Origin of the sequence: Bacillus sp. AR8-1 (genome assembly GCF_008042345.1) — a bacterium.
Classification (GTDB): Bacteria; Bacillota; Bacilli; order Bacillales; family Bacillaceae_G; genus Bacillus_A; species Bacillus_A cereus.
On sequence record NZ_QNUB01000029.1, the window covers coordinates 112,153 to 138,913 of the forward strand.

Genomic DNA, 26,761 nt, shown 5'->3' on the forward strand with positions numbered 1-26,761 from the left:
GCTACATTAACATTGTTGGATTAAAATCAATTGAGATTTGTAGCTCTTTTTGCATTTCTGCTTGATAATGTTCATTTACCATTTTGAGCACGTTCTTTAAGTTTGGTTCCCGTTTGTATTTTATCATGCATTGATAACGATATCTATCTTTTATCCTTGGAATTGCTGAAGCAACTGGTCCTAACACCATTGTTTGCTGTGAGCAATGCGTTCGTAAATACGAGGCAATTTTTTCCGTCACTTGCACCGCTTTTAATAATTCTGGATGAGATACGGTTATGAGTACAACATAGTAATATGGGGGATATTGTCTTGTTCGCCTCATTTGCATTTCTTGGTCAAAAAACACATCATATTGTTGGTTCTTTGCTAACTCTATACTGTAATGTTCTGGCGTATACGTTTGAATCACAACTTCCCCTGGCAATTCATGTCTACCCGCTCGTCCACTTACTTGCGTCAATAACTGATATGTCTTTTCACTTGCCCGAAAATCAGGTAAGTGAAGCATCGTATCTGCAGTTAAAACCCCAACAAGAGTTACTTTCGGAAAATCTAATCCTTTAGCAATCATTTGTGTTCCAAGTAATATATCTGCTTTTTCTTCCCCAAATGCCTTTAATAATTTTTCATGCATTCCTTTTCGACTTGTCGTATCTACATCCATTCGAATGACTCGCGCCTCTGGAAATAGTTTTGTAATTTCTTCTTCTACCTTTTGTGTACCTGTACCAAAGAAACGAATGTATGTACTTTGACAAGCAGGACACTCAGTTGGCATATTTTCTTCATAACTACAATAATGACATTTTAAACGATGATTCATTTTATGATATGTCAATGAAATATCACAATGCGGACATTGTACAACATACCCACAATCACGGCACATAACAAATGTAGAATGACCTCTTCTATTTAAAAATAGTACCATCTGTTCTTTCTTTTCTAATCGATCTGCTATTTTTTCATGCAGCGCCTTAGAAAACATTGATCTATTCCCGTCACGAAGTTCTTCTCGCATGTCAACAATCTCTACCGTTGGTAAAGCTTGTTCATTCATACGTTTTTCCATTGTTAGTAGTTCATAAACACCTTTTTTCGCCCTTGCAAACGATTCAAGTGTTGGTGTCGCACTACCAAGAACGATAGGACATTTATGATATTGCCCTCTCCAGATAGCTACATCTCTTGCATGATACCTCGGATTATCTTCTTGTTTGTAACTTGATTCATGCTCTTCATCAATAATAATAATCCCTAAATTCTCAAAAGGCGCAAAAACGGCTGAACGCGCACCAACTACAACTTTCACTTCTTTTCTTAAAATCTTACGCCACTCGTCATACTTTTCTCCAACAGACAACGCACTATGAAGAACTGCAACTTGCGAGCCAAACCTACCTTTAAAACGATCCACCATTTGGGGCGTTAGTGCAATTTCAGGAACAAGAACGATAGCTTCTTTTCCTTTCTCGAGCACTGCTGCTATAGATTGTAAATATACTTCTGTCTTTCCACTTCCTGTAACACCATATAGTAAAAATGGATTATAAGTTTCATTTGTAATTGATGATAAAATCGGTGTAATAACTTGATTTTGTTCCTCCGTAAGTGGAAATGGTTTCGTTTGTTCAAAATCATCATCGTCATACGGATTTCGGTATACTTCCACATACTTTTCTGAAATGAAGCCCTTTTTAACAAGTGCTTTTATTGGAGCATCTGTTATTTGTAACTCTTCTGTAATTATTTTCAACGGTACACTTTTATAATTTTCCACAAAATAATAAAGTACATCTTGTTGTTTTTTACTTTTCAGTTCAAATGCCGCTAATTCCAATTTATCTTCTGGCAACTCCGGCTGAACAACTCTTTGCTTCTTCTTTTGTACTTTATCTTTCACTTGATAAACGACTTCAACCGTACCATTTTTAATTTCTTGTTGAATAGTCCGGTATAAATGTGGCTGCTGCTCGATTACTTCAAAATCAATTGCTTCTTTATCCTGAAATAAATATAGTATTTCAGATGCTATTTCTTCCTGCTTACAAATTTGTAGACGTTTTTTATACGTTGCTTTTATCGCAGTTGGAAGCATCACTTGAAAAGCTGAAATCATGTAGCATAACGTTTCACTTGTAAGCCAATATCCAAGCTTTAATAATTCATCATTTAAAACCGGTGTTACATCTAATATTTCATGGATTGTCTTTAACTTCTTACTTTCTACATCCACCGAATCTTTAATCCCAATAATAAAACCTTGTAATTTCCTTGGCCCAAACGGAACTACTACACGCATTCCTGTCTGTACAATATCTTCCCATTTTTCAGGGATAATGTAATCAAATGGTCGATCTGTCTGACGGGCAGGTACATCAACAATTACACTTGCAAATTTCATAAACGATCATCTTCTAACATCATTTCAATTTGCTTTAATATTTCACGAGCTACCTCTTTTTTCAGTAAAAGTGGTAACTCAATAACTTTTCCATCTTTTCTATACATTGTTACAATATTCGTATCCGTGCCAAATCCAGCTCCTTGCGCTTTTACATCATTCGCGACAATCATATCTGCATTTTTCTCACGTAGTTTTTTCGTTGCATATTCCTCTACATTTGTCGTTTCAGCAGCAAAACCGATAAGTAACTGTTTATCCTTTTTCTGACCTAACGTTTTTAAAATATCCACCGTTCTTTCGAGTTCAATGACAGCATCACCATTTTGCTTTTTCATTTTATTATCATGAACATATTTCGGACGATAATCTGCAACTGCTGCTGTTTTAATGACAACGTCTACGTTTTGATAATGTTGAAGAACTGCTTCTAACATATCTTGTGCAGATTCCACTTGCACTGTCGTTACATGTAACGGTGGATTTAATGCTGTCGGTCCTGAAACGAGTATAACATCAGCGCCTAAATTCGCCGCCACTTCTGCAATCGCATACCCCATTTTTCCAGAAGAAAAATTCGTCATAAAACGAACTGGATCAACTTTTTCACGTGTTGGGCCAGCAGTTATTAATATTCTTTTTCCCTGCAATGGTTTGTGTTCTGAGAAAGCTTCCTCTAACCGTGCAATAATCGCTTCAGGTTCTTCTAGTCGTCCCTTCGCTACATATCCACATGCTAAAAAGCCTTCCCCAGGCTCAATAAATGTATATCCTAGCGTTTTCAATGTCATCATATTTTTTTGAACAATTTTATTTTCATACATATGCACATTCATAGCAGGCGCAATCCATACCGGGGCTGTAGTAGCTAACAGAGTAGTTGTAATCATATCATCTGCAATACCACCAGCTAACTTTCCAATACAATTGGCAGTAGCAGGTGCGACAAGTACAACATCCGCCCAATCTGCTAAATCAATATGAGCAATAACAGCCGAGTCTTTCTCATCAAACGTATCCGTATATACATCATGGCGAGAAAGCGCTTGGAATGTAAGAGGCGTAACAAACTTCATTGCCGACTCACTCATCATTACTTTTACAATCGCGCCAGATTGTGTCAATTTACTCGTTAACGCAGCTGCTTTAAAAACCGCAATGCCTCCTGTTACACATAGAAGTATCTTTTTCCCTTTTAGCATATGACTCGTCCTCTTTCTTTTTCAAACTTATAATACTGAAATAGAATTCCCAGCTCGTCAGTACCAATATTTCATTCCTTTCGTAAAAAAATAACAACCTACTTGTAAATAGGTTGTTACCGTTACATAGAAAATTATAAAGTCTATGTTTTATTTTGTCGAAGGCAAAGGCTTATTCAGCTACTTTATCTTCACTTGGTACGTAGCTTAATGCTTCTGCATCGATTTCTTCTAATGCTTTACCTACACATTTATGAGAAACAGGTTGCTCTACAACACAGTTATTAGCAAGTTGCATTTCACGTGCGCGTTTTGCAGCCACTGTTACTAATGTGTACTTAGAATCGATTTTTTGTAGTAATGAGTCAATTGATGGATTTAACATAATTATAGACCCTCCGTCATTTCTTTATAATATTTTGCTACCCTTTCGCGGCGGCAATGTTCGCCAACCACAATTGCTTTAATTCTATCACAAGCTAATTCAACTTGATCGTTTTCTACTACATAGTCGTAAGCGTCCATCATCTCGATTTCTTCTTTCGCTACAGTTAAACGATTTTCAATAACATCTTCAGTCTCTGTACCACGTCCGACAATACGGCTCTTTAGTTCAGATAAACTTGGAGGTGCTAAGAAAATAAATACACCTTCTGGGAAAGCTTTCTTAACTTGAATTGCTCCTTGCACTTCAATTTCTAAGAATACATCTTTTCCTTCTTGTAATGTTTTTTCAACATAGTCAATTGGTGTTCCGTAATAATTACCTACGAACTCAGCCCACTCAAGTAATCTTTCATTACGAATCATTTCCTCAAATTCTTCTCTTTCTTTAAAGAAATAATCCACACCATCTACTTCACCTTCACGCGGCTTACGTGTCGTTACTGAAATAGAGTACTGAAAACGTGTATCCTCATGGCTAAACAGCTCTTTACGAACCGTTCCTTTTCCAACCCCAGAAGGCCCTGAAAGAACGATGAGCAATCCTCTTCTACTTCTCATAAATATGTAAAACCTACCCTTCCTCACTTAAATCTTCTTTATTATTCAAACGATGTGCAATCGTCTCTGGTTGAATTGGACTTAATACAACATGCCCATCATCCATAACAATAACCGCCCTTGTTTTTCTCCCATACGTAGCATCAAGCAAAGCATTATGTTCGCGTGCTTCTTGTACTGTTCGTTTAATAGGAGCTGACTCCGGACTTACAATAGCAATAATTCGATGAGCAGATACAATATTTCCGTATCCAATATTTAAAAACCGCATGGCCATAGTTTGCGCCTCCTAGTAAGTCTATCCGATTTCTCCACCACGTATAACTTTATATATTTTTTGAAAGCTACTCAATATTTTGTACTTGTTCACGAATTTTTTCAAGGTTATTTTTCATTTCTACAACATATTTTGAAATTGTTAAGTCATTTGCCTTAGAACCAATCGTATTAATTTCTCTATGCATCTCTTGCACGATGAAATCCATTTTCCTTCCAACAGGCTCTTCAATCTGCAATGTTTCACGAAATTGCTCTAAATGACTTTGCAAACGAACTAACTCTTCATGAATATCACAACGCTCTGCAAAGATTGCGACTTCTGTTAGCAATCTTTGTTCATCTAACTCTTGATTATGTAATTCTTTTAAGCGATTTTCTAATCGTTCACGATATTTTTGTGTAACAATTGGTGCATGTGGAATAATTGCATTTACACAATTGCTAATCTCTTGTAAACGATACGCTATATCTTTATGTAATCGTTCTCCTTCGTCATCTCTCATCGTTTTCAACATATGAGCAGCTTGACGAACAGCCTCATATAAACTGTTCTCAAAATGTTCATTTACATTTTCTATTTCTTCAATTGCTGTTACTTCTGGCATTGCCATTAATTGCTCGAGTGTAATAGAATCTTGTAATTGAAACTTTCCTTTTATATCTTCCATCATCGATTGGTACTGCTCAAGAAGTGACCAATTCACACTTAATTTTCTTTCAACAAGTCCTTCACCTGCTATACTAATAGACACTTCAATGCGTCCACGTCGAACTTGCTGTGCAATTATTTTACGAATTTTGTCCTCAAATACCATCATTTGCTTAGGAAGTCGAATACTCATCTCTAAAAAACGGTGGTTCACCGATTTCATTTCTACTGTAATTTGAAAAGTATCACTTTCTACTTTCGATCTTCCAAACCCTGTCATACTAGAAATCATTTTTATCACATCCAAGCCATAAAATAACTCAATGAAAAAGGTAATAGAGACAAGGCTCTACTACCTTCTGTAAATTATATCACATTTTCATAACATTGACTATTTCAAGTTTAATCCCTTCTTATATAACATTGGCTTTTTCTTTTTCGCCTTTTTCCCTGTTAATAAAGAACCTACTAGTAAGAAAGTCGGAATTGATGACAAACCTCCAATTAATAACCAATCTCTTGCTTGTATCGGCATTGTGCTAAAAATCGGTTGTAACGGTGGATAATATATCACCACTAGCATGAGTAGTAATGAAATGATAACCGCCCCTACTAAATACACGTTCCCAAATGGATTACGATGAAAGACAGAATGCTCACTACGACAATCAAATACATGAATAAGCTGAGCAAGTACCAACGTCGCGAACGCTACAGTTTGTGCATATTTCAGTTCATTTGGATGTTGGTTATACGCAATAATAAACGCTACTAACGTCACTGCCCCAATTAAAAAACCTCGACTTATTATTTTCCACGCAAGCCCTCTAGCGAATACCCCTTCTTTCGGGTGGCGCGGCGTTCTCTTCATCACATCTCCTTCAGCCTTATCCAAACCTAATGCCATCGCTGGTAAACCATCAGTAACTAAGTTCACCCATAAAATTTGAATAGGAACCATCGGCAGGGGTAATGCAAGTAACATCGCAAATAACATAACTAAAATTTCTCCAACATTTGATGCTAATAAATATCGGATGAACTTACGTATGTTCTCGTATATATTTCTTCCTTCTTTAATCGCTGACTTAATTGTAGCAAAATTATCGTCTAGTAAAACAAGTGAAGAGGCTTCTTTTGCAACATCTGTCCCTGTAATCCCCATCGCTATCCCAATATCCGCTGTTTTTATAGCTGGAGCATCGTTCACTCCATCACCTGTCATCGCTACTATATGCCCTTGATTTTGCAGTGCCTTAACAATTTTTAATTTATGTTCAGGTGATACACGAGCGAATACATACGTATCTTCTACAACATTTTCTAATTCCTCCACATCCATATTCGCGAGTTCTACTCCTTCAACAACGCGTCCATCTGGTGGCAAAACTCCTAATTGTTCAGCAATCGCCATTGCTGTCACTTTATGATCACCTGTAATCATTACTGTTCGAATACCAGCTTCTTTACACTCTTTTACCGCCTGCGCCACTTCTGGTCTTGGTGGGTCAATCATACCTTGTATCCCAACCAACATAAAATCTTTTTCAACGTCTCTTTCATGTTCAATAGAATCCGTTATTTTTAAAGGTTTAAACGCAACTGCAATTGTTCGAAGCGCTTGACTACCTAAGCTATGAATAGCCGCCTGTACTTCTTTTCTATATAGCTCACTTAACGGCTGTTGCTTATCCCCCCATAAAATCGTTTGACTCATTTGTAAAAGAACATCCGGTGCTCCCTTCGTAACAATAAACTTTTTCCCCTCTCGATCTCGTACAATAACACTCATCATTTTTCGAGTTGAATCAAATGGAAATTCACGAATAACTTCAAATTTCCCTTTCAATGCCTCACGTGTTATCCCAGCTTTCATTGCTGCAGCTACAAGCGCTCCCTCTGTTGGATCTCCATCTAATACGTACGCCTTTTTCTTTTGAATAATATTTGCATTGTTACATAGTGAACCAAATGTAAGTAGCTGATAAAGTGCTTTTGTCTTAGCTGGATTCACTTCTTTTTCACCTTTCATAAAAGAGCCATTAGGTTCATATCCTTGCCCTGTCACTTTCCACAATTCTCCGCCTGACCACATATGTGTTACCATCATTTTGTTTTGCGTCATTGTTCCCGTTTTATCAGAACATATAACGGAAGCACAACCTAACGTTTCTACGGCTGGTAACTTTCGTACAATTGCTCTCTTTTTTATCATACGCTGTACACCAAGTGATAAAGCTACTGTAACAATTGCTGGCAACCCTTCTGGAATAGCCGCAACAGCCAGAGACACACCAGCTAAAAACATATGATATACTTCATTCCCTTGATACACACCAGCTAATACAACGAGTGCTGTCAAAATAAGAGCCACAATAATTAATATTTTTCCGAGCTGTTCTAACCTTCTTTGCAGTGGTGTTTCCATTTGCTCTGCATTTTGTAACATATTTGCAATTTGCCCCATCGCTGTATTCATACCAGTTGCTACAACGACTCCTGTACCAGATCCTCGCGTAATCATTGTCCCCATAAAAGCCATATTTTTTTGATCACCAATTGCAACATCTTGCCCTTGCAATGCTTCTACCTTCTTTTGTACAGGTACGGACTCCCCTGTCAAAGCAGACTCTTCAATATATAAACTTGATGCTTCAACAAGACGCACATCAGCCCCAATACGATCACCACTGGAAAACTTAATAATATCACCTAAAACAAGTGCTTTAGATGGTGCTTTTACCCACTTTCCATTCCGCATTACAGTAACTTGTGGAGCGGCTAGTTCCTTTAAAGCTTCCAATGATTTTTCAGCTTTTCTTTCTTGAAAAAATCCGAGAATACCATTGATAATAACAATGGCAACAATAGCAATAGAATCAATGTATTCACCTAAAAACGCAGAAACAATTGTTGCTCCAAACAAAACGAGTACCATGAAATCTTTAAACTGTGCTAAAAATACCATTAGTGCAGAAGGCCTTTTTGCTTCTTCTAATTCATTAGTACCAAATTTCTTTACGCGCCCTTCTGCTTCTTTCTCTGTAAGTCCAACCTTTACATTCGTATTCGTTCTTTCTTCCACTTCATGTGCCCGCATTCCATACCAGTTCATCCTGCCATCGACCTCCTGATTCCAGACATACTCTATTGAAAGCTTATTCAGCCTCGTCCAAAAAAATGCTATAATTAACTTTTAGTTAGAAAGGAGTGTTCATTTATGGCATTCGATGGATTATTTACAAGAGCAATTACACATGAAATTGCAAATTCTCTTTACACAGGAAGAATTTCCAAAATATATCAACCTTCAAAGTATGAGATTTTATTACATATTCGAGCAAACGGAAAGAACCAAAAACTAATTCTTTCGTCTCACCCTACATATGCGCGTCTGCACTTAACGAATCAAAACTACGATTCACCAGCAATACCGCCAATGTTTTGTATGCTTCTTCGTAAACATTTAGAAGGTGGGTTTATTGAAAAAATTGAACAAATTGACTTAGAACGTATTATTCAAATTACAGTTCGCAGTCGGAATGAAATTGGAGACGAATCATTAAAAACATTAGTAATCGAAATAATGGGCCGACATAGTAACATTATCTTAGTAGATACGAAAACAAACGTTATTTTAGATAGCTTAAAACACATATCTTTAGCGGTAAACCGCCATCGTACTGTATACGCTGGAGCTGAATATATTGCACCACCAGCACAACATAAAATTAACCCACTTCAGATTGAAACAAATGATGAATTTATTAGACCACTAGACTTTCTATCTGGAAACATGGATAAACAGCTTGTCGGCACCTTTACGGGAATATCCCCGTTATTCGCAAAAGAAGTAGTGAAAAAAGCTGGTATGGTAAATGAAAAAGCATTAGCGGATGCATTTTTCTCCATACAAAAACCATTATTAACTCATACATATTCACCAGCGATGACTACTTCAAATGGGAAAGAATTCTTTTATCTTTTCCCTCTTGCACACTTGCAAGGAGAAGATAAGACGTTCTCATCTGTTAGTGAATTGCTTGATCGTTTCTTTTTCGGAAAAGCAGAGCGCGATCGTGTAAAACAACAAGCTCATGATTTAGAACGCTTTATGCAAAATGAAAAAAATAAAAACGAGAAAAAACTCATTAAACTCGAAAAAACACTGCAAGATGCTGGAAAAGCAGATAAATATCAACTATTTGGAGAGCTACTTACAGCTAATATGTACGCTTTGAAAAAAGGCGATAAAGATATTGAGGTCGTTAATTATTACGATGAAAATGGCGGAACTGTAAAAATCACATTAGATCCTTTAAAAACACCATCTGAAAATGCACAACGCTATTTCCAAAAGTATCAAAAAGCAAAAAATTCAGTTGTTGTTGTAGAAGAACAAATCGAAAAAACCAATGAAGAAATTCTTTATTTTGATAGCTTACTTCAACAAATGGAAGCTGCTTCTTCAAAAGATATTGAAGAAATTCGTGAGGAATTAGCTGAAGAAGGTTATGTGCGCAATCGCAAAACGAAAAACGCAAAGAAAAAGCCTACTAAGCCAGTATTAGATAAATATTTAGCAAGTGATGGCACAGAGATTTTCGTTGGTAAAAACAATAAACAAAATGATTATTTAACAACGAAGTTTGCCCGCCGTGATGAAATTTGGTTACATACGAAAGACATACCTGGCTCTCACGTTGTCATTCGTTCTTTAGAGCCTGCTGAAGAAACTTTACTAGAAGCTGCCAAAATTGCCGCTTATTACAGTAAAGCGAAAGAGTCTAGCTCTGTACCTGTTGATTTCACTAAAATACGCCATGTGAAAAAACCGAGTGGTGCAAAACTTGGTTTTGTTACGTACGACAATCAGCAAACCGTATATGTAACACCAGATGCTGATATTGTAATGAAATTAAAAGCGTAAATACAAAAATGCGTTGCTTATAAGCAACGCATTTTTTATATTCGTTCACACTAGTTCATATACCCATTTACTAATTCATAACATCTTGCTTTTGTCATCTTATATTTCTCTTCTGAAGCTTCTATACGCCTCATCGTTCCGTTATTTGTATCAGTACCAATTGCTTTAACTTTACTTTCTTTTTCTTTAACCCACGCAATTTGTTTCGTTTTTAACGACTAAAACGCATCAGGTGACATCGTACTTTTTAATGTACTGTAAATTTCATTTAGTTTATTATCCCACAGTTCATAATTTCCTTCTATTTCATTTACTATATCATTGGTTGACATAGCATTCGTATGTTTTTCTTGTTTATCTATAGCAGCTAATTCACTTAAAACATTTGCTCTATCTATCTTTGAAGAAGATTCTTTTTGCGATTGTTTCTCTTCTTTTGAGCCTGTATACGCACTCGAATCCTTTCTCTGTACTTGTTCTGTTTCTTGAATATTTCTTTCTTTCGTTACCTTTTCATACCTATTTTTATCTACATTGTATGAAATAAGAGATGTTTTCGCATTTACAGTAATTAATCCGTTACTATCTTTGAATATGTATTTCTTATCGCCACTATTTTCTTCACTTACAAATGACACATTCTTATCGTCTGGCATTTTTAAAATTCTATTTGCTTCTTCTTTTGTAAGTTTTAAATCTTCAGGAAAAACGAATGACCATTTATCCATTAACCATTCCCCTTCTTTATACACCAAATGAAATTCCCAATCTTGGGCCGCATGACCTATTTCATCTTCTAAACTTAATGTATGTACCGTTAAATTTTCTTTATCTTGTGAAGAAGAAAATCTTATTTCAGTTTGAAAATAATTTGGGAATGGTAACATATCAGTCTCTCTCGATCTATTAAAGTTAGCAAGCAATTCAGGAAGCTGATTCTCTACAAACTTTTCTGAAACCAATCCTTTAACTCCTTTTTTAGCTGTCTCTAAATCCCCAGGATTATTTCGGCTCCATTCATTTTCTTTTTCCATCTCACTAAACGCATTTGCTATTCCATCTACACTCTTTCTTACAATCTTTTTCGCTTCTTTTTCTGTCACTTCTGGCGCTTCATCAAGCTGTTCAATCGTTTCATTTACTTGAACTTTGTGTTCACTTGTTTCACACCCCGTTATAACAAGCATACTAGCGGCCAAACAAAATGACTTTACTTTACTTTACTTTACTTTACTTTACTTAATTTCTTCATACACTCACATTCCTTAACCCAGTTTTTTTCGTTACATCTCTTTACCTATAAAAAACGTAACAATCCCTTATTATACCAATTAACTTAATCCATTTATAAAAAAATATAATATTTAAATTAAAAAGATTTTCGTTTGCGAGTTTATATTATTGTTCAGTCACATAAAAACTTACTGTAAAAATTTTATATATATTTATTTTACATTCGTCTAGTTTTTTTGACACACAGCTACCCTCTTCTCTTTTATTCTAAATAAATATACTGGCACAATTCTTGCTTTATTAATGTAAAAAGGAGGAATTAAAATGAATGTAAGAATAACTAACATCCAAAAACAACTACATAATTACGGAATCGACGGGTTACTTATTACAAAAAAAGAAAACCGTCAATACGCAACAAACTTTACAGGTAGCGCAGGCGTTGTCTTAATCGCTGCGCATAAAGCTATTTTCATTACTGATTTCCGTTACGTAGATCAAGCAAAAACGGAAATAAAAGCAGCAGAAATTATTATGCATAAAGGAAATTTAGAAGAAGAAGTTGCAAATCAAGTATCAAAATTAAACATTCAAAAACTTGGTATAGAAGACAATAATATGACTTTGCAACAATTTAAGAAACTACAAAAATATATACATACAGAAATGGTTCCAGTGTGTGAGATTATTGAAGATATTCGACTTATTAAAGACACATCTGAAATAGAAACAATGAAAATCGCAGCTACAATCGCTGACGAAGCATTTCACCATATTGTTACATTTCTAAAGCCTGGAATAAGCGAGACTGACGTTCGAGATGAGTTAGAATTTTTCATGCGAAAAAAAGGGGCTACATCTTCTTCATTCCAAATCATTGTAGCCTCAGGCGTTCGTTCTTCACTTCCCCATGGAGTTGCATCAAATAAAATAATCGAACGAGGCGATATCGTTACATTAGACTTCGGTGCACTTTACGACGGATATTGTTCCGATATAACACGTACCGTAGCAATCGGGGAACCATCGGAAGAATTCCAAAAAATATACAATGTTGTACGAGAAGCGTTAAAGCGTGGGACTGAAGCAATTAAGCCTGGAGAAACTGCGAAAAGTATCGATGATATAACGAGGAATTACATTACAGAACATGGATACGGTCAATACTTTGGCCACTCTACCGGGCACGGTCTTGGGTTAGAAATACATGAACCACTTCGCTTATCCCAAGAAAGCAAGGCAACTTTACAAGAAGGTATGGTTGTTACAGTTGAGCCGGGCATTTACATACCGAACTGGGGCGGTTGTAGAATCGAAGATGATATTGTCATCACCAAAGATGGTTATGACGTTATTACAAAATCAAATAGAGAACTAATTATAATCCCTTGTTAATATTATGAAGGTTTAAACAAAACTTTTTTGCACATAGAATTCCTTCTCTGGAGTATTCATTTAAAGAGGGGGAATTTTAATTGAATTTTGTAATTGATAAATTGAAGGGTTTACATGTAGAATTTTCAAAGCTTGTTTCCATGATGAATTACGCTCGCTATACAACAATGCAAGCAGTGGAAAGTTTAACAATTGAAGAACTTGATTATTTATATGATAAGGAAGCAAATTCAATTGGCATGTTATTGTATCATATGGCTGCTATTGAATTTTACTACCAGATTCATACTTTTGAAGACCGTGAACCAACGGAGGCTGAATTAGAACGCTGGTTACCTGGCATTGAATTAGGCGATCTTGGACGTGAGAAAATAAAAGGAAACGCTATAGAATTTTACATAAATACATTACAAGAAGTACGTTCCAAAACAATCGAGACTTTTCAATCGTTACCTGATGAATGGTTATTTAAAACGACAGACTTTTGGTATGACAAACCAGCAAATAACTATTTTAAGTGGTTTCACGTTTTTGAAGATGAAATCAATCATCGTGGACAAATTCGTTTAATTAAAAAGATGCAAAAAGCTCATGCAGTAAAATGAGGAAATGCCACCGAATAAGGTGGCATTTTCTTTTATTCATTAACGAATAGCTTTTCGTTTACTATTTTAGTGACTACCACTACCAACATTAAAATGCATATTAAATATAGCATTTTCGCAATAAACAACCACCCTTGAAACATTACAATTCCATCTATTATCTCATTTCCTTTCCATAACAAAAACGGAATTGTACTGATTATAATGACAAATTCGATGCTGAAAACCATTTTCTTTTTTCGACTATATGCTTTCCATTCATTCCAGCGATACATAGGAGCAAAAATCAATACTCCTATACATAATATAACTGGTACCCATTCACTGTTAAGAAATTGTCCTGAAATAACTGATAATAGTAAACAAACTAGCACACCATAATATCCTATTTTTTCTCTCATTCGTACTCCCCCATTCTACTTCTCCTTTAATATGTAACTTGCTATACTTATAACAATTCTTAGAAAAATAACAACTATAATTACAAGATAAAGACCGTTTGCAGAAGACATCCATTCTTGAAAAATAGACATTTTCTCCATTTGTTTCTGACCCTCTATTAAAATAACCCCTGCGAACAATGAGCAAACAACAATGATACCTATCATAATTCCAATACTTTTCTTACTATATTGTTTCATACCATCCCAGTTATATAAAAGTATAAATACAAACCCGAAAACAGGTATAATACTTATCCATTCATTGTTTGTAAATAGCTTTAAAATGATTAATAGACTACAAGATATGATAAATCCCCAAAATCCAATTTTTTTGTGCATAAGCCCTCCTCGAATTCCATTTTTGGGATTAATTGTATTGTAACATCCATTTTCTATCCTTACCATTGCAGTACATGAAATTTTACCTTTTTTTCTGTTTCTTATACTCACATACTTTCCCTACTTTCATACAATAAACTACACGATTGCCTAAGGATGTGAATGTTATGGGAGTTGAATTAACGCTATTACACGCTCTCTATGTTATTTGTTTACTCACTATTATTACCTTTTTTATTCTCCGGAAAGATACTACAATTATTTGTATCGTTTTTATCTTTTTATTAGCATTAACTGCTACAAGTTCTATCCCTCTTGCCGTTAGCGGCATTTTTCAAAGTTTTATTTACGCCATTACTGAGCTATTACCAACTATATTAATCATTTCTATTATCGTATCGATGAGTAACCTACTCGTTCATACCGGCATAAATGATACGATGATTTCACCATTTACAAAGATGATCCGTACCCCTACCCTCGCCTACTGGATTATTGGCCTTTTGATGATGACAATTTCTTTCTTCTTTTGGCCTTCTCCCGCTGTCGCCTTAATGGGAGCTATTTTATTACCGGTTGCTGTACGTGTCGGTCTTCCTCCAATTGGAGTAGCAATTGCTATGAACTTATTCGGTCATGGGATTGCTTTATCCGGCGACTTCGTTATACAAGGCGCACCAAAATTAACCGCAGACGCTGCTGGTCTCCCTGTTTCCAGCGTCGTATCTGCAAGTGTTCCACTCGTTATCGTTATGGGCGTTGTGACAACTTCCGTCGCTTTTTTCTTCTTACGAAAAGAGTTTCATACAGGCTTAGCTATACAAGAATCTATTCTATCAACTGAGTCTTCTAAAACGCTCACTTCATTATCTCCTCGCACAAAGAAATGGCTCGCTATTTGTATCCCTATCGTATATATCATTGATATCCTTTGCATGATTCAATTTCAACTACAAGGAAGCGACGCAACTGCACTTATCGGCGGAACAACTGTTATTATGATTTTCATCATTTCTCTCATCGCCTACAAAGGTAATGGACTGAATAAAACGACCGATTATTTCATAGAAGGGCTCCAATTTGGCTTTAAAATTTTCGGACCAGTTATTCCTATCGCTGCACTCTTTTATTTAGGAGATAGTGGCTTTGTGAAAATTATCGGGGACTATTTACCGAAAGATTCACATGGAATCATTAACGACTTAGGCATCGCTTTATCTCAAACTGTTCCTTTAAATCAATATGTATCGGCAGGGACATTAACCATCGTTGGTGTCATTACCGGCTTAGATGGATCAGGTTTTTCAGGTATATCACTTGCTGGTTCCATTGCCAATCTTTTTGGAACAGCACTTGGCCATGGAACAGCTACATTAACAGCACTCGGGCAAATTGCAGCTATATGGACCGGGGGCGGGACGTTAATTCCTTGGGCACTTATTCCTGCTGCTGCGATTTGTAAAGTCGATCCATTTGAACTTGCACGCCGAAACTTTTTACCGGTTGTTATCGGTTTAATTGTCACCACGATCGTTGCGATGTTTATCCTATAACGTAAGCAAGTGTTCTCTTGCTTACGTTTTTTGCTTGTAAAATTCATCATGAATTATCAGTTTTCAAGAGGGATTCGTTATTACTTAGCGAAATTATATTAGGAGAGTAATTATTTCAAAACGTTTACGAGAAACAGATTACTGCAATTAGAAAAGGGGACATACCTATGAATGAATTGATTTTCGTCTTATTAATTTGTCCATTATTTATCTTTATCGTATCTGTTATTGGAACACGCAAAACGAAAACGTATTACGTAATGCCGATTGTAACGTTTGCTAGTTTTTTAATAATAGGTGTTATCGCCTTTACTCCAAAATTTTTCTTTTGGGTTGGCATGTACAGCATCTTCTCGTTTATCGTTTCTTATATGACGCTATTGTTTGTGAAAGGATATGAGGTTGCTGAAAACGCTAAATAGTTGTTAGCAAGGAGACAGCAATATGATTTTCTTTGATATTGATGGAACTTTACTTGATTATGAGGCTGCTGAAAGAAATGGTATTATAGATTTTTTTCAAATATATAATACTATTTTTTCAGGCAATGAATTAGAGGCAACGAAAGTCTGGCATGAATTATCAGAAGAATATTTCAACAAATTTTTATCCAGGAAATTATCTTTTCAAGAACAACAAGTAATGCGAATGTATCATTTATTTAAAACATATGGAGTAAACCTATCACCCAAAGAATCTCAGCATAGATTCAATCAATATATAGAACTACATAAGAACAACTGGACCGCGTTTGAAGATGTACACTATACATTACAGAACTTGCAGCAAGGCGGTCACTCATTAGGTATCATTAGTAATGGTAACTATGAACAACAAGTCGAAAAATTAACTGCCCTAAACATTCTAAAACATTTTAAATATATATTTACTTCTAGTGAACTTGGTATATCGAAACCAGATCCTGAAATTTTTCACAGAACCGTATTACAATCGAACCTTGAAATGAAAGATTGCTATTATATTGGCGATCGATTAGAGACTGATGCGATTAGTAGTACAGCAGCTGGGATGCAAGGGATATGGTTAAATCGAGATAACTCACAACTCAAGTACGATATTCCTACTATCTGTTCTTTACATGAAGTTTTAACAATAATATAAAAAACGACCGCGTTCCCCCGCGGTCATTTTTTTCATGTTACGCTGTGATCCAAGCTTCGTTAGCTGGATTTTTACGCCACTCTTGTAATTTTTTCGTTTCAGCTTGTCCGATCATACCTTTTTCTGCTGCAACTTCAGTTAATGCACTGTAATCACTTAAAGAATATGATGCTACGTTAGCTGCTTCTAGCTTTTCTTTTCCTGCTTCTAGCTCGTATGTGAAGATTGATACGATTCCTAATACTTCACAGCCAGCTTCGCGAAGTGCTTCTACACATGTAATTGCACTTCCGCCAGTTGAAATTAAGTCTTCTACTACTACAACTTTTTGACCTTTTTCAGCTTTTCCTTCAATTTGATTCCCTTTACCGTGGCCTTTTGCTTTACTACGTACGTAGCACATTGGTAAATCCATACGATCGCTTACCCATGCAGCGTGCGCAATACCAGCAGTTGCTGTTCCTGCAATAACTTCTACAGTTGGGAAATGCTCTTTAATTAACTCTTCTAATCCAGCTGCAATCGCTTGACGTACTTTTGGATAAGATAAAGTTAAACGGTTATCACAATAAATTGGTGATTTCATACCTGAAGACCATGTGAATGGATCATTCGGTTGTAAAAATACTGCTCCAATTTCTAATAAATGCGATGCGATTTCTTTTTTCATACTGTTACACCTTCCCACTGTTGTTTTACTGTTTTATACGCTTCAAGCGGATTTTCTGCTTTTGTAATACTACGTCCAACTACGATGTAGCTTGAGCCAAGTTCCCTCGCACGTTTCGGTGTTGCTACGCGCACCTGGTCATTTACATCATCGCTTGCAAGACGAATCCCCGGTGTTACTGTTACAAATTCATTCCCGCATACTTCACGTAATTTTGGAACTTCAAGCGTTGAGCAAACAACGCCATCAAGTCCACTTTCTTTCGTTAGTTTTGCATAATGAGCAACCGCTTCTTCTAACGTCTTCTCAATGCCAATCTCTTTTTTCATCATAGCTTCCGAAGTGCTTGTTAGTTGTGTAACTGCAATACAAATCGGTCTCTCTTTTCCTTCTTGCTTACCTTCCTCTAATCCCTCAATCGCAGCTTTCATCATGCTGCTTCCCCCAGCAGCATGAACATTTACCATATCAACATCTAGACTAGCTAGGCTACGCATAGCGCTTTTTACTGTATTCGGAATATCATGAAGTTTTAAATCTAGAAAAATCTTATGTCCTTTTTCTTTTAAGTACGTAATAATTGCAGGGCCTTCTTTGTAAAATAACTCCATACCAACTTTGACAAATAACTCTTCCCCTTCAAAGTGGCGCAAGAATTGTTCTACATCTTGTTTCCCTGGAAAATCTAGTGCAACGATTAACGACTGTGACATGTTTGCTTCCAGCTCCTTCCTTGACATTCCGAAATGTGATCAAATCCTAATTCATCTAGTAATGCTGGTAACTCTTCAATAATTGTCGGACATACGAACGGATCGATAAAGTTCGCTGTACCTACTGCAACTGCGCTTGCGCCAGCGTAGAAGAATTCAATTACATCTTCCGCTGTTTCAATACCACCCATTCCGATAATTGGAATGTTAACCGCTTGGCTTACTTCATGTACCATACGAATTGCTACTGGCTTAATCGCAGGACCTGATAATCCGCCTGTACGGTTTGCTAAAATTGGTTTAGCTGTTTTTAAATCTAAACGCATACCAAGCAATGTATTAATCATCGTTAAACCATCTGCACCTGCATTTTCAATCGCTTTTGCAATTTCCACTATGTTTGCCACGTTTGGTGACAACTTCACGTATACAGGTACTTCAGAAACCTCTTTTACTCGCTTCGTTAAATCAGCAGCAATTTCAGGATTTGTACCAAAGGCGATACCACCTGTTTTTACGTTCGGACAAGAAATATTTAATTCTAGTGCATGGACATTAGGCGCTTTAGAAATTTCCTTTGCAACCGCTACATAATCCTCAGCTTGTGAGCCTGCAACGTTAGCAATGATTGGAAGGTCAAATTGTTCTAACCATGGTAATTCAGAATTCATTACTTTTTCTAACCCTGGGTTTTGAAGTCCGATCGCATTTAACATGCCGCCCGGTGTTTCAGCAACACGAGGTGTTGGATTTCCATAGCGTGGTTGTTCTGTCGTCGCTTTAATCATGATTGATCCTAGTACACTTAAATCGTAAAACTGTGCATATTCACGACCAAATCCAAAGCATCCAGATGCCGGTATAATTGGATTTTTTAATGATAATCCTGGTAATTCAACTTGCAATCTGTTCATAGTACAACCTCCCCGATTGGAAATACTGGTCCGTCGCTACACACCTTCTTGTAAGAATGTCCACTTGGATCTTCTTGTAAGTGGCATACACATGCGAAACAAGCTCCAATACCGCAGCCCATACGTTCTTCTAATGAAATATAGGCTTTTTTCTCTTTGTAACGTCCTTCTAATGCACGAAGCATCGCTAACGGACCACATGAATAAAGAATATCAAAGTCAATTCCGTAATTATCAATTACATCTGTGACAAATCCTTTTGTACCGTGTGTACCATCTACTGTCGCAACGTACGTATCACCAAGTTCTGCAAATTTTTCTTCATAGAAAACTACATCTTTCGTTTGAAAACCTAAGATGTGAATTACACGTACACCTTTTGCAACGAGGCGCTGTGATAGTTCATAAAGTGGTGGTACACCAATCCCCCCGCCTACTAGTAAAGCTGTTTGACCAGCTTCTGCTTCTTCTACAGGAAAACCGTGTCCTAGTGGTCCTAGTACGTCTACCATTTCACCTTGTTTTCTAGTTGCTAATGTTTTTGTCCCTTGTCCTTCCGCACGATATAGCATTGTAAATTCGTTCTTCTCTTGATCTACATTACAAATACTAATCGGGCGGCGCAGAAGGGGCGCAATGCCCTCTGCTACCTTAATGTGTACAAACTGCCCTGGTTCGTTCATTTGCTGTACTAAAGTTCCTTGAAGCACTAACTCGTAAATGTTTTTTGCGATTTCTTTTTGATTAACGACGATCATATTTTGCTTTTGCATCATGCATGTACCACCTCGTGACGCTTTGTTTGCGTAATTTCTTTCATTGAATGAGCTGAGAATGTCATAGATTCTAATACTCGTAAGATTGCTCTTGTTGTATCAAGTGATGTTAAGCAAGCCACACCATTTTCTACTGATTCACGGCGAATGCGGAAACCATCACGCGCTGGTTGTTTACCTTTTGTTAATGTGTTAATTACAAACTGTGCTTTTCCTTGACGGATAATATCTAGTAAGTTGTAGTCTTCAGAATCAATTTTGTTTACAACTTGTACTGGGATATTTTGCTCTTCTAATGATTGTGCTGTTCCAGCTGTTGCTAATAAGTTATAGCCGATTTCGTGGAAACGTTTTGCAATTTCCATCGCCTCTTCTTTATCTTTATCCGCTACAGTAATGATTACTGATCCGTGCGTTGGGATGTTAATTCCTGAAGCAACTAATCCTTTATATAATGCTTTTTCAAGCGTTAAGTCTTTACCCATTACTTCCCCTGTTGATTTCATTTCAGGTCCTAATGTTGTATCAACTGAACGTAGTTTCGCGAATGAGAATACCGGAGCTTTTACATATACTTCTTTCTCTTCTGGGTGATAGCCCGTTCCGTATCCTTGCTCTACTAGGTCTTGCCCTAAAATAACTTTCGTTGCAACATTCGCCATCGGTACGCCTGTAATTTTACTTAAGAACGGTACTGTACGGCTTGCACGTGGGTTTACTTCAATTACGTACACTTGATCTTTGAATACTACAAACTGGATATTTAGTAATCCAACAATGTTTAATCCTTTTCCAAGTGCAATTGTATGTTCAATGATTTGTTCTTTTAGTTTTTCAGATAAACTTTGTGGTGGATATACTCCAATTGAGTCACCAGAGTGAACTCCAGCGCGTTCAATATGTTCCATAATACCTGGAATGAATACATTCTCACCATCTGAAATTGCATCTACTTCAATTTCTTTACCAACCATGTAACGGTCGATTAATACTGGGTGATCTGCATGAACTTTAACTGCATTTTTCATGTAGTGCAGCAGTTCTTCTTGACGATATACGATTTCCATCGCACGTCCACCTAGTACGTAAGATGGTCTTACTAATACTGGATAACCAATTTCTTCTGCGATTGCTACCGCTTGTTCTACAGTCGTTGCTGTTTTACCAACTGGTTGCGGGATACCAAGTTTTGTTAAAGCAGCTTCAAATTTATCACGATCTTCTGCACGGTCTAAGTCTTCAAGTGATGTTCCCAAGATTTTCACACCGTGAGCCTCTAATTTCGCCGCTAAGTTAATTGCCGTTTGTCCACCGAACTGAACAATAACGCCTTCTGGTTTTTCTAAATCAATGATGTGCATTACATCTTCGATTGTTAATGGTTCAAAGTATAATTTGTCAGAAATACTGAAGTCTGTTGAAACTGTTTCTGGATTGTTATTAACAATGATTGCCTCATATCCAGCTTCTTTAATTGCCCATACAGAGTGAACTGTTGCATAGTCAAACTCAACCCCTTGACCGATACGGATTGGACCAGACCCTAGTACAACAACACTCTTACGATCTGTTATAACCGATTCATTCTCATCACCATATGTGCTGTAGTAGTATGGTGTTGCAGATTCAAACTCTGCCGCACAAGTATCTACCATTTTATAAACAGGAGTTATATTGCTTTCTTTACGCATATCGTAAATTTCACGCTCCGTTTTGTTCCAAGCAGCTGCAATGTAGTGATCACTGAAGCCCATTTCTTTCGCAGCTTGTAGTACTTCCATATTTCCTACATTCGCTTTTACTTCGCGTTCCATATTTACGATGTTTTCAATTTTTTGTAAGAAGAAGAAGTCCATTTCACACCATTCGTTGATTTCTTCTTTCGTTACACCTTGACGAATTGCTTCTGCTACAATAAACAGTCGCTCATCGTCTGCTTTAATAATGCGTTTTTTCATTGTTTCTTTATCAAGTTCTTTTAAGTGGTCTAATTCTAAGTGATAAATGCCAAGCTCTAAAGAACGAACCGCTTTTAATAATGATTGCTCTAAGTTACGTCCGATTGACATAACTTCACCAGTTGCCTTCATTTGTGTACCAAGTGTTCTGTTTGCTGATTCAAACTTATCAAATGGCCAGCGTGGAATTTTTGAAACAACATAGTCTAATGCTGGCTCGAAGCAAGCGTAAGTTTTTTGTGTTACTGGGTTTATGATTTCATCTAATGTTAAGCCGACTGCAATTTTCGCTGCTAATTTTGCAATTGGATATCCAGTCGCTTTAGATGCTAGTGCAGATGAACGACTTACACGTGGGTTTACTTCGATTACATAGTATTGGAAGCTATGTGGATCTAGTGCAAGCTGAACGTTACATCCACCTTCAATTCCTAATGCACGAATAATTCGTAATGAAGTGTTTCGTAACATTTGATATTCACGGTCGCTTAATGTTTGGCTTGGTGCTACTACGATAGAATCACCTGTGTGAACCCCAACTGGATCGATGTTTTCCATGTTACATACTACAATCGCGTTATCATTCGAATCACGCATTACTTCATATTCAATTTCCTTACAACCAGCAATGCTCTTTTCTAATAAACATTGTGTTACTGGACTATGTTTTAATCCACCGGATACGATTTCAATTAGTTCTTCTTCATTACTACAAATTCCGCCACCTGTTCCTCCCATTGTAAATGCTGGGCGAACAATAACTGGATAACCAATTTCTTTTACAAATTCATGTGCTTCTTCCAGCGTATGAATGATCGTACTAGATGGAATTGGTTCATTTAAATCCTGCATTAATGTACGGAATAAATCGCGATCCTCCGCTTGCTCGATGGCTGATAATTTCGTTCCTAAAATTTCAACTCCGCATTCTTCAAGTATGCCTGATTTCGCAAGTTCAACAGCCATATTTAACCCTGTTTGACCACCTAATGTTGGTAAGATTGCATCTGGACGTTCTTTACGAATAATACGGCTTACGAATTCTAATGTTAATGGTTCGATATATACTTTATCTGCTGTTGCAGTATCTGTCATAATTGTTGCTGGGTTAGAGTTAACAAGGATTACTTTGTAACCTTCTTCTCTTAGAGATTGACAAGCTTGTGTACCAGAGTAGTCAAACTCCGCTGCTTGCCCAATTACAATTGGTCCTGATCCGATTACTAAAATTGTGTTAATGTCTAGGCGTTTTGGCATAACTCTTCCCCTTCTTTCTTGAAGTTTTCAATCATTGCTAAGAAATCTTCGAATAAATCATTTGCATCTTCAGGTCCTGCTGAAGCTTCTGGATGGTATTGTACTGTAAATGCTGGGAACTTCTTATGACGAAGACCTTCTACTGTTCCATCATTTAAAGCAACATGTGTAATTTCAAGCTCTGTATTTTCAACTGATTCTTCTTCTACTGCGTAACCATGGTTTTGAGATGTAATTGCTACTTTTCCAGTTGCAAGATTTTTTACTGGATGGTTTAAACCACGGTGACCGAATTTCAACTTACTTGTATTTGCACCAGATGCTAGAGCGAACAATTGATGTCCTAGGCAAATTCCGAATAAAGGAACTTTACCGATAATGTCTTTTAACATTTCAATTGCTTCTGGTACATCTTTTGGATCCCCAGGTCCGTTACTTAACATAATTCCATCTGGGCTAAGGCGTAAAATTTCTTCTGCTGTTGTGTTGTAAGGAACTACAATTACATCACAGTCACGCTTATTTAATTCTCGTAAAATACCATGTTTCATTCCGAAGTCTACAAGTACAACTCGGTGTCCGCGTCCTGGACTTGGGTATGGATCTTTCGTTGATACGCGTTTCACGTGATCTGTAAATACTGTCGCTTTTAATTGGCTCACGATGTATTCTACATCTGCATCCATGTTACAAAGGCGTCCGCGTAATGTACCGTATTGACGAATTTTTCTCGTTAATTTTCTCGTATCAATTCCTGCTAATCCCGGGATGTTTCTTTCTTTTAAGTAATCATTTAACGAAATTTCATTACGGAAGTTTGATGGATGATCACAAATTTCGTTTACGATTAAACCATTTACAGATGGGTGAATCGATTCGAAATCGTCACGGTTAATGCCGTAGTTTCCGATTAATGGGTACGTGAATGTTACGATTTGACCGCAATATGATGGATCAGATAATGTTTCTTGATATCCAGTCATTCCTGTTGTAAATACAACCTCACCTGACTTTTCGATTTCTCCTCCGAAACCTTTTCCAATTAATACTGTTCCATCTTCTAAGATAAGTTGTCTTTTCATACTAATGCACTCTCCTTTTGCCATGCGATCTTACCACCAACGATTGTCATTACCGGCCATCCTTGGCATTTCCAACCTGCGAATGGTGTATTTTTTCCTTTTGATAAGAATGTTGTTGGATCAATCTCTTCTTCTTGTTCTAAATCAATGATTGTAATATCAGCTGTTCTACCTTCTTTCAGGCGACCTGCTTCTAAGCCAAATGTATCAGCTGGCTTTTCTGTTAAATATTGAATTAATTGTTCTAGCGTAATAACTCCTTTTTTCACAAGGTTTGTGTATAGAAGCGGGAATGCTGTTTCAAAACCAGTAATTCCGAATGGTGCTCTTTCAATTCCTTGTGCTTTCTCTTCCGCTGTATGCGGTGCATGGTCAGTTGCGATCATATCGATCGTTCCATCTAATAAACCTTCAATTAATGCTGCATGGTCTTCTTTTCCACGAAGCGGTGGGTTCATTTTAAAATTAGGATCAGCTGATGGGATATCATCTTCACATAACACTAGGTGATGTGGTGTTACTTCTGCTGTTACTTTAATTCCAGCGCGTTTCGCATCACGGATTACACGTACTGAACCTTTCGTACTTACGTGACATACGTGATAGTGACAATCTGCTGCTTCCGCAAGCAATATATCCCTTGCAATATGTACAGATTCACATACTGATGGGATACCGTTTAATCCGTGTTTCTCAGAAAACTTCCCTTCATGTACACAACCTTTATTAATAAGCGTATTCTCTTCACAGTGCGCAACTACTGCCATATCTAATTTTGCTGCACGTTTCATAGCCGCTAACATCATGCTCGCATCTTGTACGCCTACGCCGTCATCTGTGAAAGCAAATGCTCCAAGTTCTTTTAATGTTTCGAAATCTGTCATTTCAGAACCAGCTTGACGTACTGTAATTGCTCCGTATGGTAGTACGTTGACATGTGCTTTTTCTTTAATACGATTTTGCAAGTCTTCCATATGTTCTCTGCAATCTGGTACCGGACGTGTATTTGGCATTGCACAAATTGTAGTGAATCCACCTTTTGCCGCTGCTAGTGTACCTGTTTCAATTGTTTCTTTATGTTCACCACCTGGTTCACGAAGATGTACGTGTACATCTACTAATCCAGGTGCGATTAACTTTCCGTTCACATCGATTACTTCAGCATTATCTGCCGTAATATTTTCTGCTACCTTAGCGATTTTACCGTCTTGTACGAGAAGATCTGTTGCTACAATTTTTCCTTCTTCATTCATATAACGACCATTTTTAAACAAGTAATTCATGTTTCATTCCTCCTAATACATTTGGTAAGGCGCGTTTTAGTACAGCCATTCTTACGTAAACTCCATTTTCCATTTGTTTAAATATGCGTGAACGCTCACACTCAACAAGTTCACTTGCAATTTCAACATCACGGTTTACGGGAGCTGGATGCATAATAATGCTTCCTTCTTTCATACGCTTTTCTCTTTCTACTGTTAATCCGTGTTTCTCATGATATTCTTTCATAATGTCTGTTTCATAATGATCATGACGCTCATGTTGTACACGGAGTAACATCACTACATCCACTTCTGGAACAAGTTCATCTAATGGTTTGTATGTTCCAAATGTCTTGTCTTCACCTTTCCACTCTTCTGGACTTGCAAAGTAAATTGTTGCACCAAGCTTCGTTAATGCTTCTGCATTAGAACGTGCTACTCGGCTATGACGAACATCTCCTACTATTGCAATCTTCAAACCTTCAAATCTTCCAAACTCTTGTTTAATTGTAAGAAGGTCGAGTAGGCACTGCGTTGGGTGGTTTCCACATCCATCTCCAGCGTTTAAGATCGGGATATTCACCTGATCTTTTAGTTCATCGAAGTAGCGATCTTGCTCATGGCGGATGACCACTGCTTTTGTTCCGATTGATTCTAGTGTTCTTATCGTATCGTATAAAGTTTCTCCTTTTTGTACGCTAGATGCATCAGCTGAAAAGTTTAAAACATCTAGTCCTAATCTCTTCTCAGCAACTTCAAAGCTAAATCTCGTTCTCGTACTATTCTCAAAGAACAAGTTTGCAACAAAAGTTTGCTCTGTCGTTTTGCTCTCTTTTCCATTCGCAAAATCTTCTGCGTCTTTTAGGATTTCTGAAATTTCTACTTCCGATAATTCACTCATCGTTAACAAATGGCTCATCGTCATCCCTCATCTTTCTGATTTTTATGTTACCACTTTTGTATTTTT

23 protein-coding genes and 1 pseudogene are annotated in these 26,761 nt (G+C 37.0%); 6 read left to right on the forward strand and 18 right to left on the reverse strand.

The annotated features are described in order from the left end of the window. Window position 1 precedes the first annotated feature (1 nt). The 7 genes from priA to DN400_RS20300 all read right to left on the reverse strand — a co-directional run bounded on the left by priA (window position 2) and on the right by DN400_RS20300 (window position 8,657). Window positions 2-2,407, reverse strand: coding sequence for a primosomal protein N' (priA, locus tag DN400_RS20270; RefSeq protein ID WP_016512383.1), 2,406 nt, complete (start codon window positions 2,405-2,407; stop codon window positions 2-4). Next, window positions 2,404-3,609 carry a bifunctional phosphopantothenoylcysteine decarboxylase/phosphopantothenate--cysteine ligase CoaBC gene (gene coaBC / locus DN400_RS20275; protein ID WP_000911748.1) on the reverse strand — a complete coding sequence of 402 codons (1,206 nt, stop codon included), beginning with the start codon at window positions 3,607-3,609 and terminating at the stop codon, window positions 2,404-2,406. Before coaBC ends, priA begins: the two co-directional genes overlap by 4 nt. A gap of 172 nt (window positions 3,610-3,781) precedes the next feature. Further along, entirely contained in the window at window positions 3,782-3,994 is a 213-nt protein-coding gene (gene rpoZ / locus DN400_RS20280) for a DNA-directed RNA polymerase subunit omega (RefSeq protein WP_000933961.1), read from the reverse strand. Between the two features lie 2 nt (window positions 3,995-3,996). Next, window positions 3,997-4,614, reverse strand: a complete 618-nt coding sequence (gene gmk / locus DN400_RS20285) for a guanylate kinase (RefSeq protein ID WP_001257742.1) — start codon at window positions 4,612-4,614, stop codon at window positions 3,997-3,999. Window positions 4,615-4,627: 13 nt separating this feature from the next. Beyond that, on the reverse strand, window positions 4,628-4,891 hold the full coding sequence (gene remA, locus DN400_RS20290; protein WP_001251456.1) for an extracellular matrix/biofilm regulator RemA: 264 nt from the start codon (window positions 4,889-4,891) through the stop codon (window positions 4,628-4,630). A 67-nt stretch (window positions 4,892-4,958) separates the two neighbouring features. Beyond that, a complete protein-coding gene (locus DN400_RS20295) occupies window positions 4,959-5,834 on the reverse strand; it encodes a YicC/YloC family endoribonuclease (RefSeq protein WP_000625865.1) in 876 nt (291 codons plus the stop codon). Between the two features lie 99 nt (window positions 5,835-5,933). Beyond that, window positions 5,934-8,657, reverse strand: a complete 2,724-nt coding sequence (locus DN400_RS20300; protein ID WP_001104774.1) for a calcium-translocating P-type ATPase, SERCA-type — start codon at window positions 8,655-8,657, stop codon at window positions 5,934-5,936. Window positions 8,658-8,762: 105 nt separating this feature from the next. On the opposite strand from DN400_RS20300, the gene DN400_RS20305 reads away from it, so the two are divergent. Further along, window positions 8,763-10,472, forward strand: a complete 1,710-nt coding sequence (locus DN400_RS20305) for an Rqc2 family fibronectin-binding protein (RefSeq protein ID WP_000863271.1) — start codon at window positions 8,763-8,765, stop codon at window positions 10,470-10,472. 50 nt (window positions 10,473-10,522) lie between these two features. On the opposite strand, the pseudogene DN400_RS20310 reads toward DN400_RS20305, so the two are convergent. Next, a pseudogene (locus DN400_RS20310) lies at window positions 10,523-11,659 on the reverse strand (lysozyme inhibitor LprI family protein). Window positions 11,660-12,029: 370 nt separating this feature from the next. On the opposite strand from DN400_RS20310, the gene DN400_RS20315 reads away from it, so the two are divergent. Together DN400_RS20315 and DN400_RS20320 are read left to right on the forward strand one after the other, a co-directional pair. Continuing rightward, window positions 12,030-13,100, forward strand: a complete 1,071-nt coding sequence (locus DN400_RS20315; protein WP_001102865.1) for a M24 family metallopeptidase — start codon at window positions 12,030-12,032, stop codon at window positions 13,098-13,100. Window positions 13,101-13,180: 80 nt separating this feature from the next. After that, window positions 13,181-13,705, forward strand: coding sequence for a DinB family protein (locus tag DN400_RS20320; RefSeq protein ID WP_065229275.1), 525 nt, complete (start codon window positions 13,181-13,183; stop codon window positions 13,703-13,705). Window positions 13,706-13,737: 32 nt separating this feature from the next. Here DN400_RS20320 and DN400_RS20325 read toward each other — a convergent pair whose 3' ends face one another. Beyond that, entirely contained in the window at window positions 13,738-14,106 is a 369-nt protein-coding gene (locus DN400_RS20325; protein WP_002181188.1) for a YoqO family protein, read from the reverse strand. Between the two features lie 15 nt (window positions 14,107-14,121). Then, window positions 14,122-14,553 (reverse strand): YoqO family protein, encoded by a 432-nt coding sequence (locus tag DN400_RS20330; RefSeq protein WP_139062887.1) that lies wholly within the window; start codon window positions 14,551-14,553, stop codon window positions 14,122-14,124. Window positions 14,554-14,654: 101 nt separating this feature from the next. Between DN400_RS20330 and DN400_RS20335 the strand changes: the two genes are divergently transcribed. The 3 genes from DN400_RS20335 to DN400_RS20345 all read left to right on the forward strand — a co-directional run bounded on the left by DN400_RS20335 (window position 14,655) and on the right by DN400_RS20345 (window position 17,162). Continuing rightward, window positions 14,655-16,040, forward strand: coding sequence for a hypothetical protein (locus tag DN400_RS20335; protein WP_065229276.1), 1,386 nt, complete (start codon window positions 14,655-14,657; stop codon window positions 16,038-16,040). Between the two features lie 167 nt (window positions 16,041-16,207). Beyond that, window positions 16,208-16,462 carry a YbeF family protein gene (locus DN400_RS20340; protein WP_001003915.1) on the forward strand — a complete coding sequence of 85 codons (255 nt, stop codon included), beginning with the start codon at window positions 16,208-16,210 and terminating at the stop codon, window positions 16,460-16,462. Between the two features lie 22 nt (window positions 16,463-16,484). Then, window positions 16,485-17,162 (forward strand): HAD family hydrolase, encoded by a 678-nt coding sequence (locus tag DN400_RS20345; RefSeq protein ID WP_065229277.1) that lies wholly within the window; start codon window positions 16,485-16,487, stop codon window positions 17,160-17,162. A 37-nt stretch (window positions 17,163-17,199) separates the two neighbouring features. Here DN400_RS20345 and pyrE read toward each other — a convergent pair whose 3' ends face one another. From pyrE to pyrB, 8 genes are read right to left on the reverse strand one after another with little or no spacing between them, the layout of a single operon-like run. Next, window positions 17,200-17,832, reverse strand: a complete 633-nt coding sequence (gene pyrE, locus DN400_RS20350) for an orotate phosphoribosyltransferase (RefSeq protein ID WP_000711449.1) — start codon at window positions 17,830-17,832, stop codon at window positions 17,200-17,202. Further along, window positions 17,829-18,545 (reverse strand): orotidine-5'-phosphate decarboxylase, encoded by a 717-nt coding sequence (pyrF, locus tag DN400_RS20355; RefSeq protein WP_000083496.1) that lies wholly within the window; start codon window positions 18,543-18,545, stop codon window positions 17,829-17,831. Before pyrF ends, pyrE begins: the two co-directional genes overlap by 4 nt. Then, window positions 18,530-19,459, reverse strand: a complete 930-nt coding sequence (gene pyrD, locus DN400_RS20360; protein WP_001081057.1) for a dihydroorotate oxidase B catalytic subunit — start codon at window positions 19,457-19,459, stop codon at window positions 18,530-18,532. Before pyrD ends, pyrF begins: the two co-directional genes overlap by 16 nt. Continuing rightward, window positions 19,456-20,235, reverse strand: coding sequence for a dihydroorotate oxidase B electron transfer subunit (gene pyrK / locus DN400_RS20365; protein WP_000983359.1), 780 nt, complete (start codon window positions 20,233-20,235; stop codon window positions 19,456-19,458). Before pyrK ends, pyrD begins: the two co-directional genes overlap by 4 nt. Beyond that, the gene (gene carB, locus DN400_RS20370) at window positions 20,232-23,450 is read right to left on the reverse strand and encodes a carbamoyl-phosphate synthase large subunit (protein WP_001126128.1); all 3,219 of its coding nucleotides are present in this window, start codon (window positions 23,448-23,450) and stop codon (window positions 20,232-20,234) included. Before carB ends, pyrK begins: the two co-directional genes overlap by 4 nt. Continuing rightward, window positions 23,435-24,532 carry a carbamoyl phosphate synthase small subunit gene (locus tag DN400_RS20375; protein ID WP_000828670.1) on the reverse strand — a complete coding sequence of 366 codons (1,098 nt, stop codon included), beginning with the start codon at window positions 24,530-24,532 and terminating at the stop codon, window positions 23,435-23,437. Before DN400_RS20375 ends, carB begins: the two co-directional genes overlap by 16 nt. Further along, window positions 24,529-25,815: a dihydroorotase gene (pyrC, locus tag DN400_RS20380; protein ID WP_001108371.1), complete on the reverse strand. Its 1,287-nt coding sequence runs from the start codon at window positions 25,813-25,815 to the stop codon at window positions 24,529-24,531. The genes DN400_RS20375 and pyrC overlap by 4 nt, the downstream gene beginning before the upstream one ends. Continuing rightward, window positions 25,799-26,713 carry an aspartate carbamoyltransferase gene (gene pyrB / locus DN400_RS20385; protein ID WP_147801896.1) on the reverse strand — a complete coding sequence of 305 codons (915 nt, stop codon included), beginning with the start codon at window positions 26,711-26,713 and terminating at the stop codon, window positions 25,799-25,801. The genes pyrC and pyrB overlap by 17 nt, the downstream gene beginning before the upstream one ends. Between the last annotated feature and the right edge of the window lie 48 nt (window positions 26,714-26,761).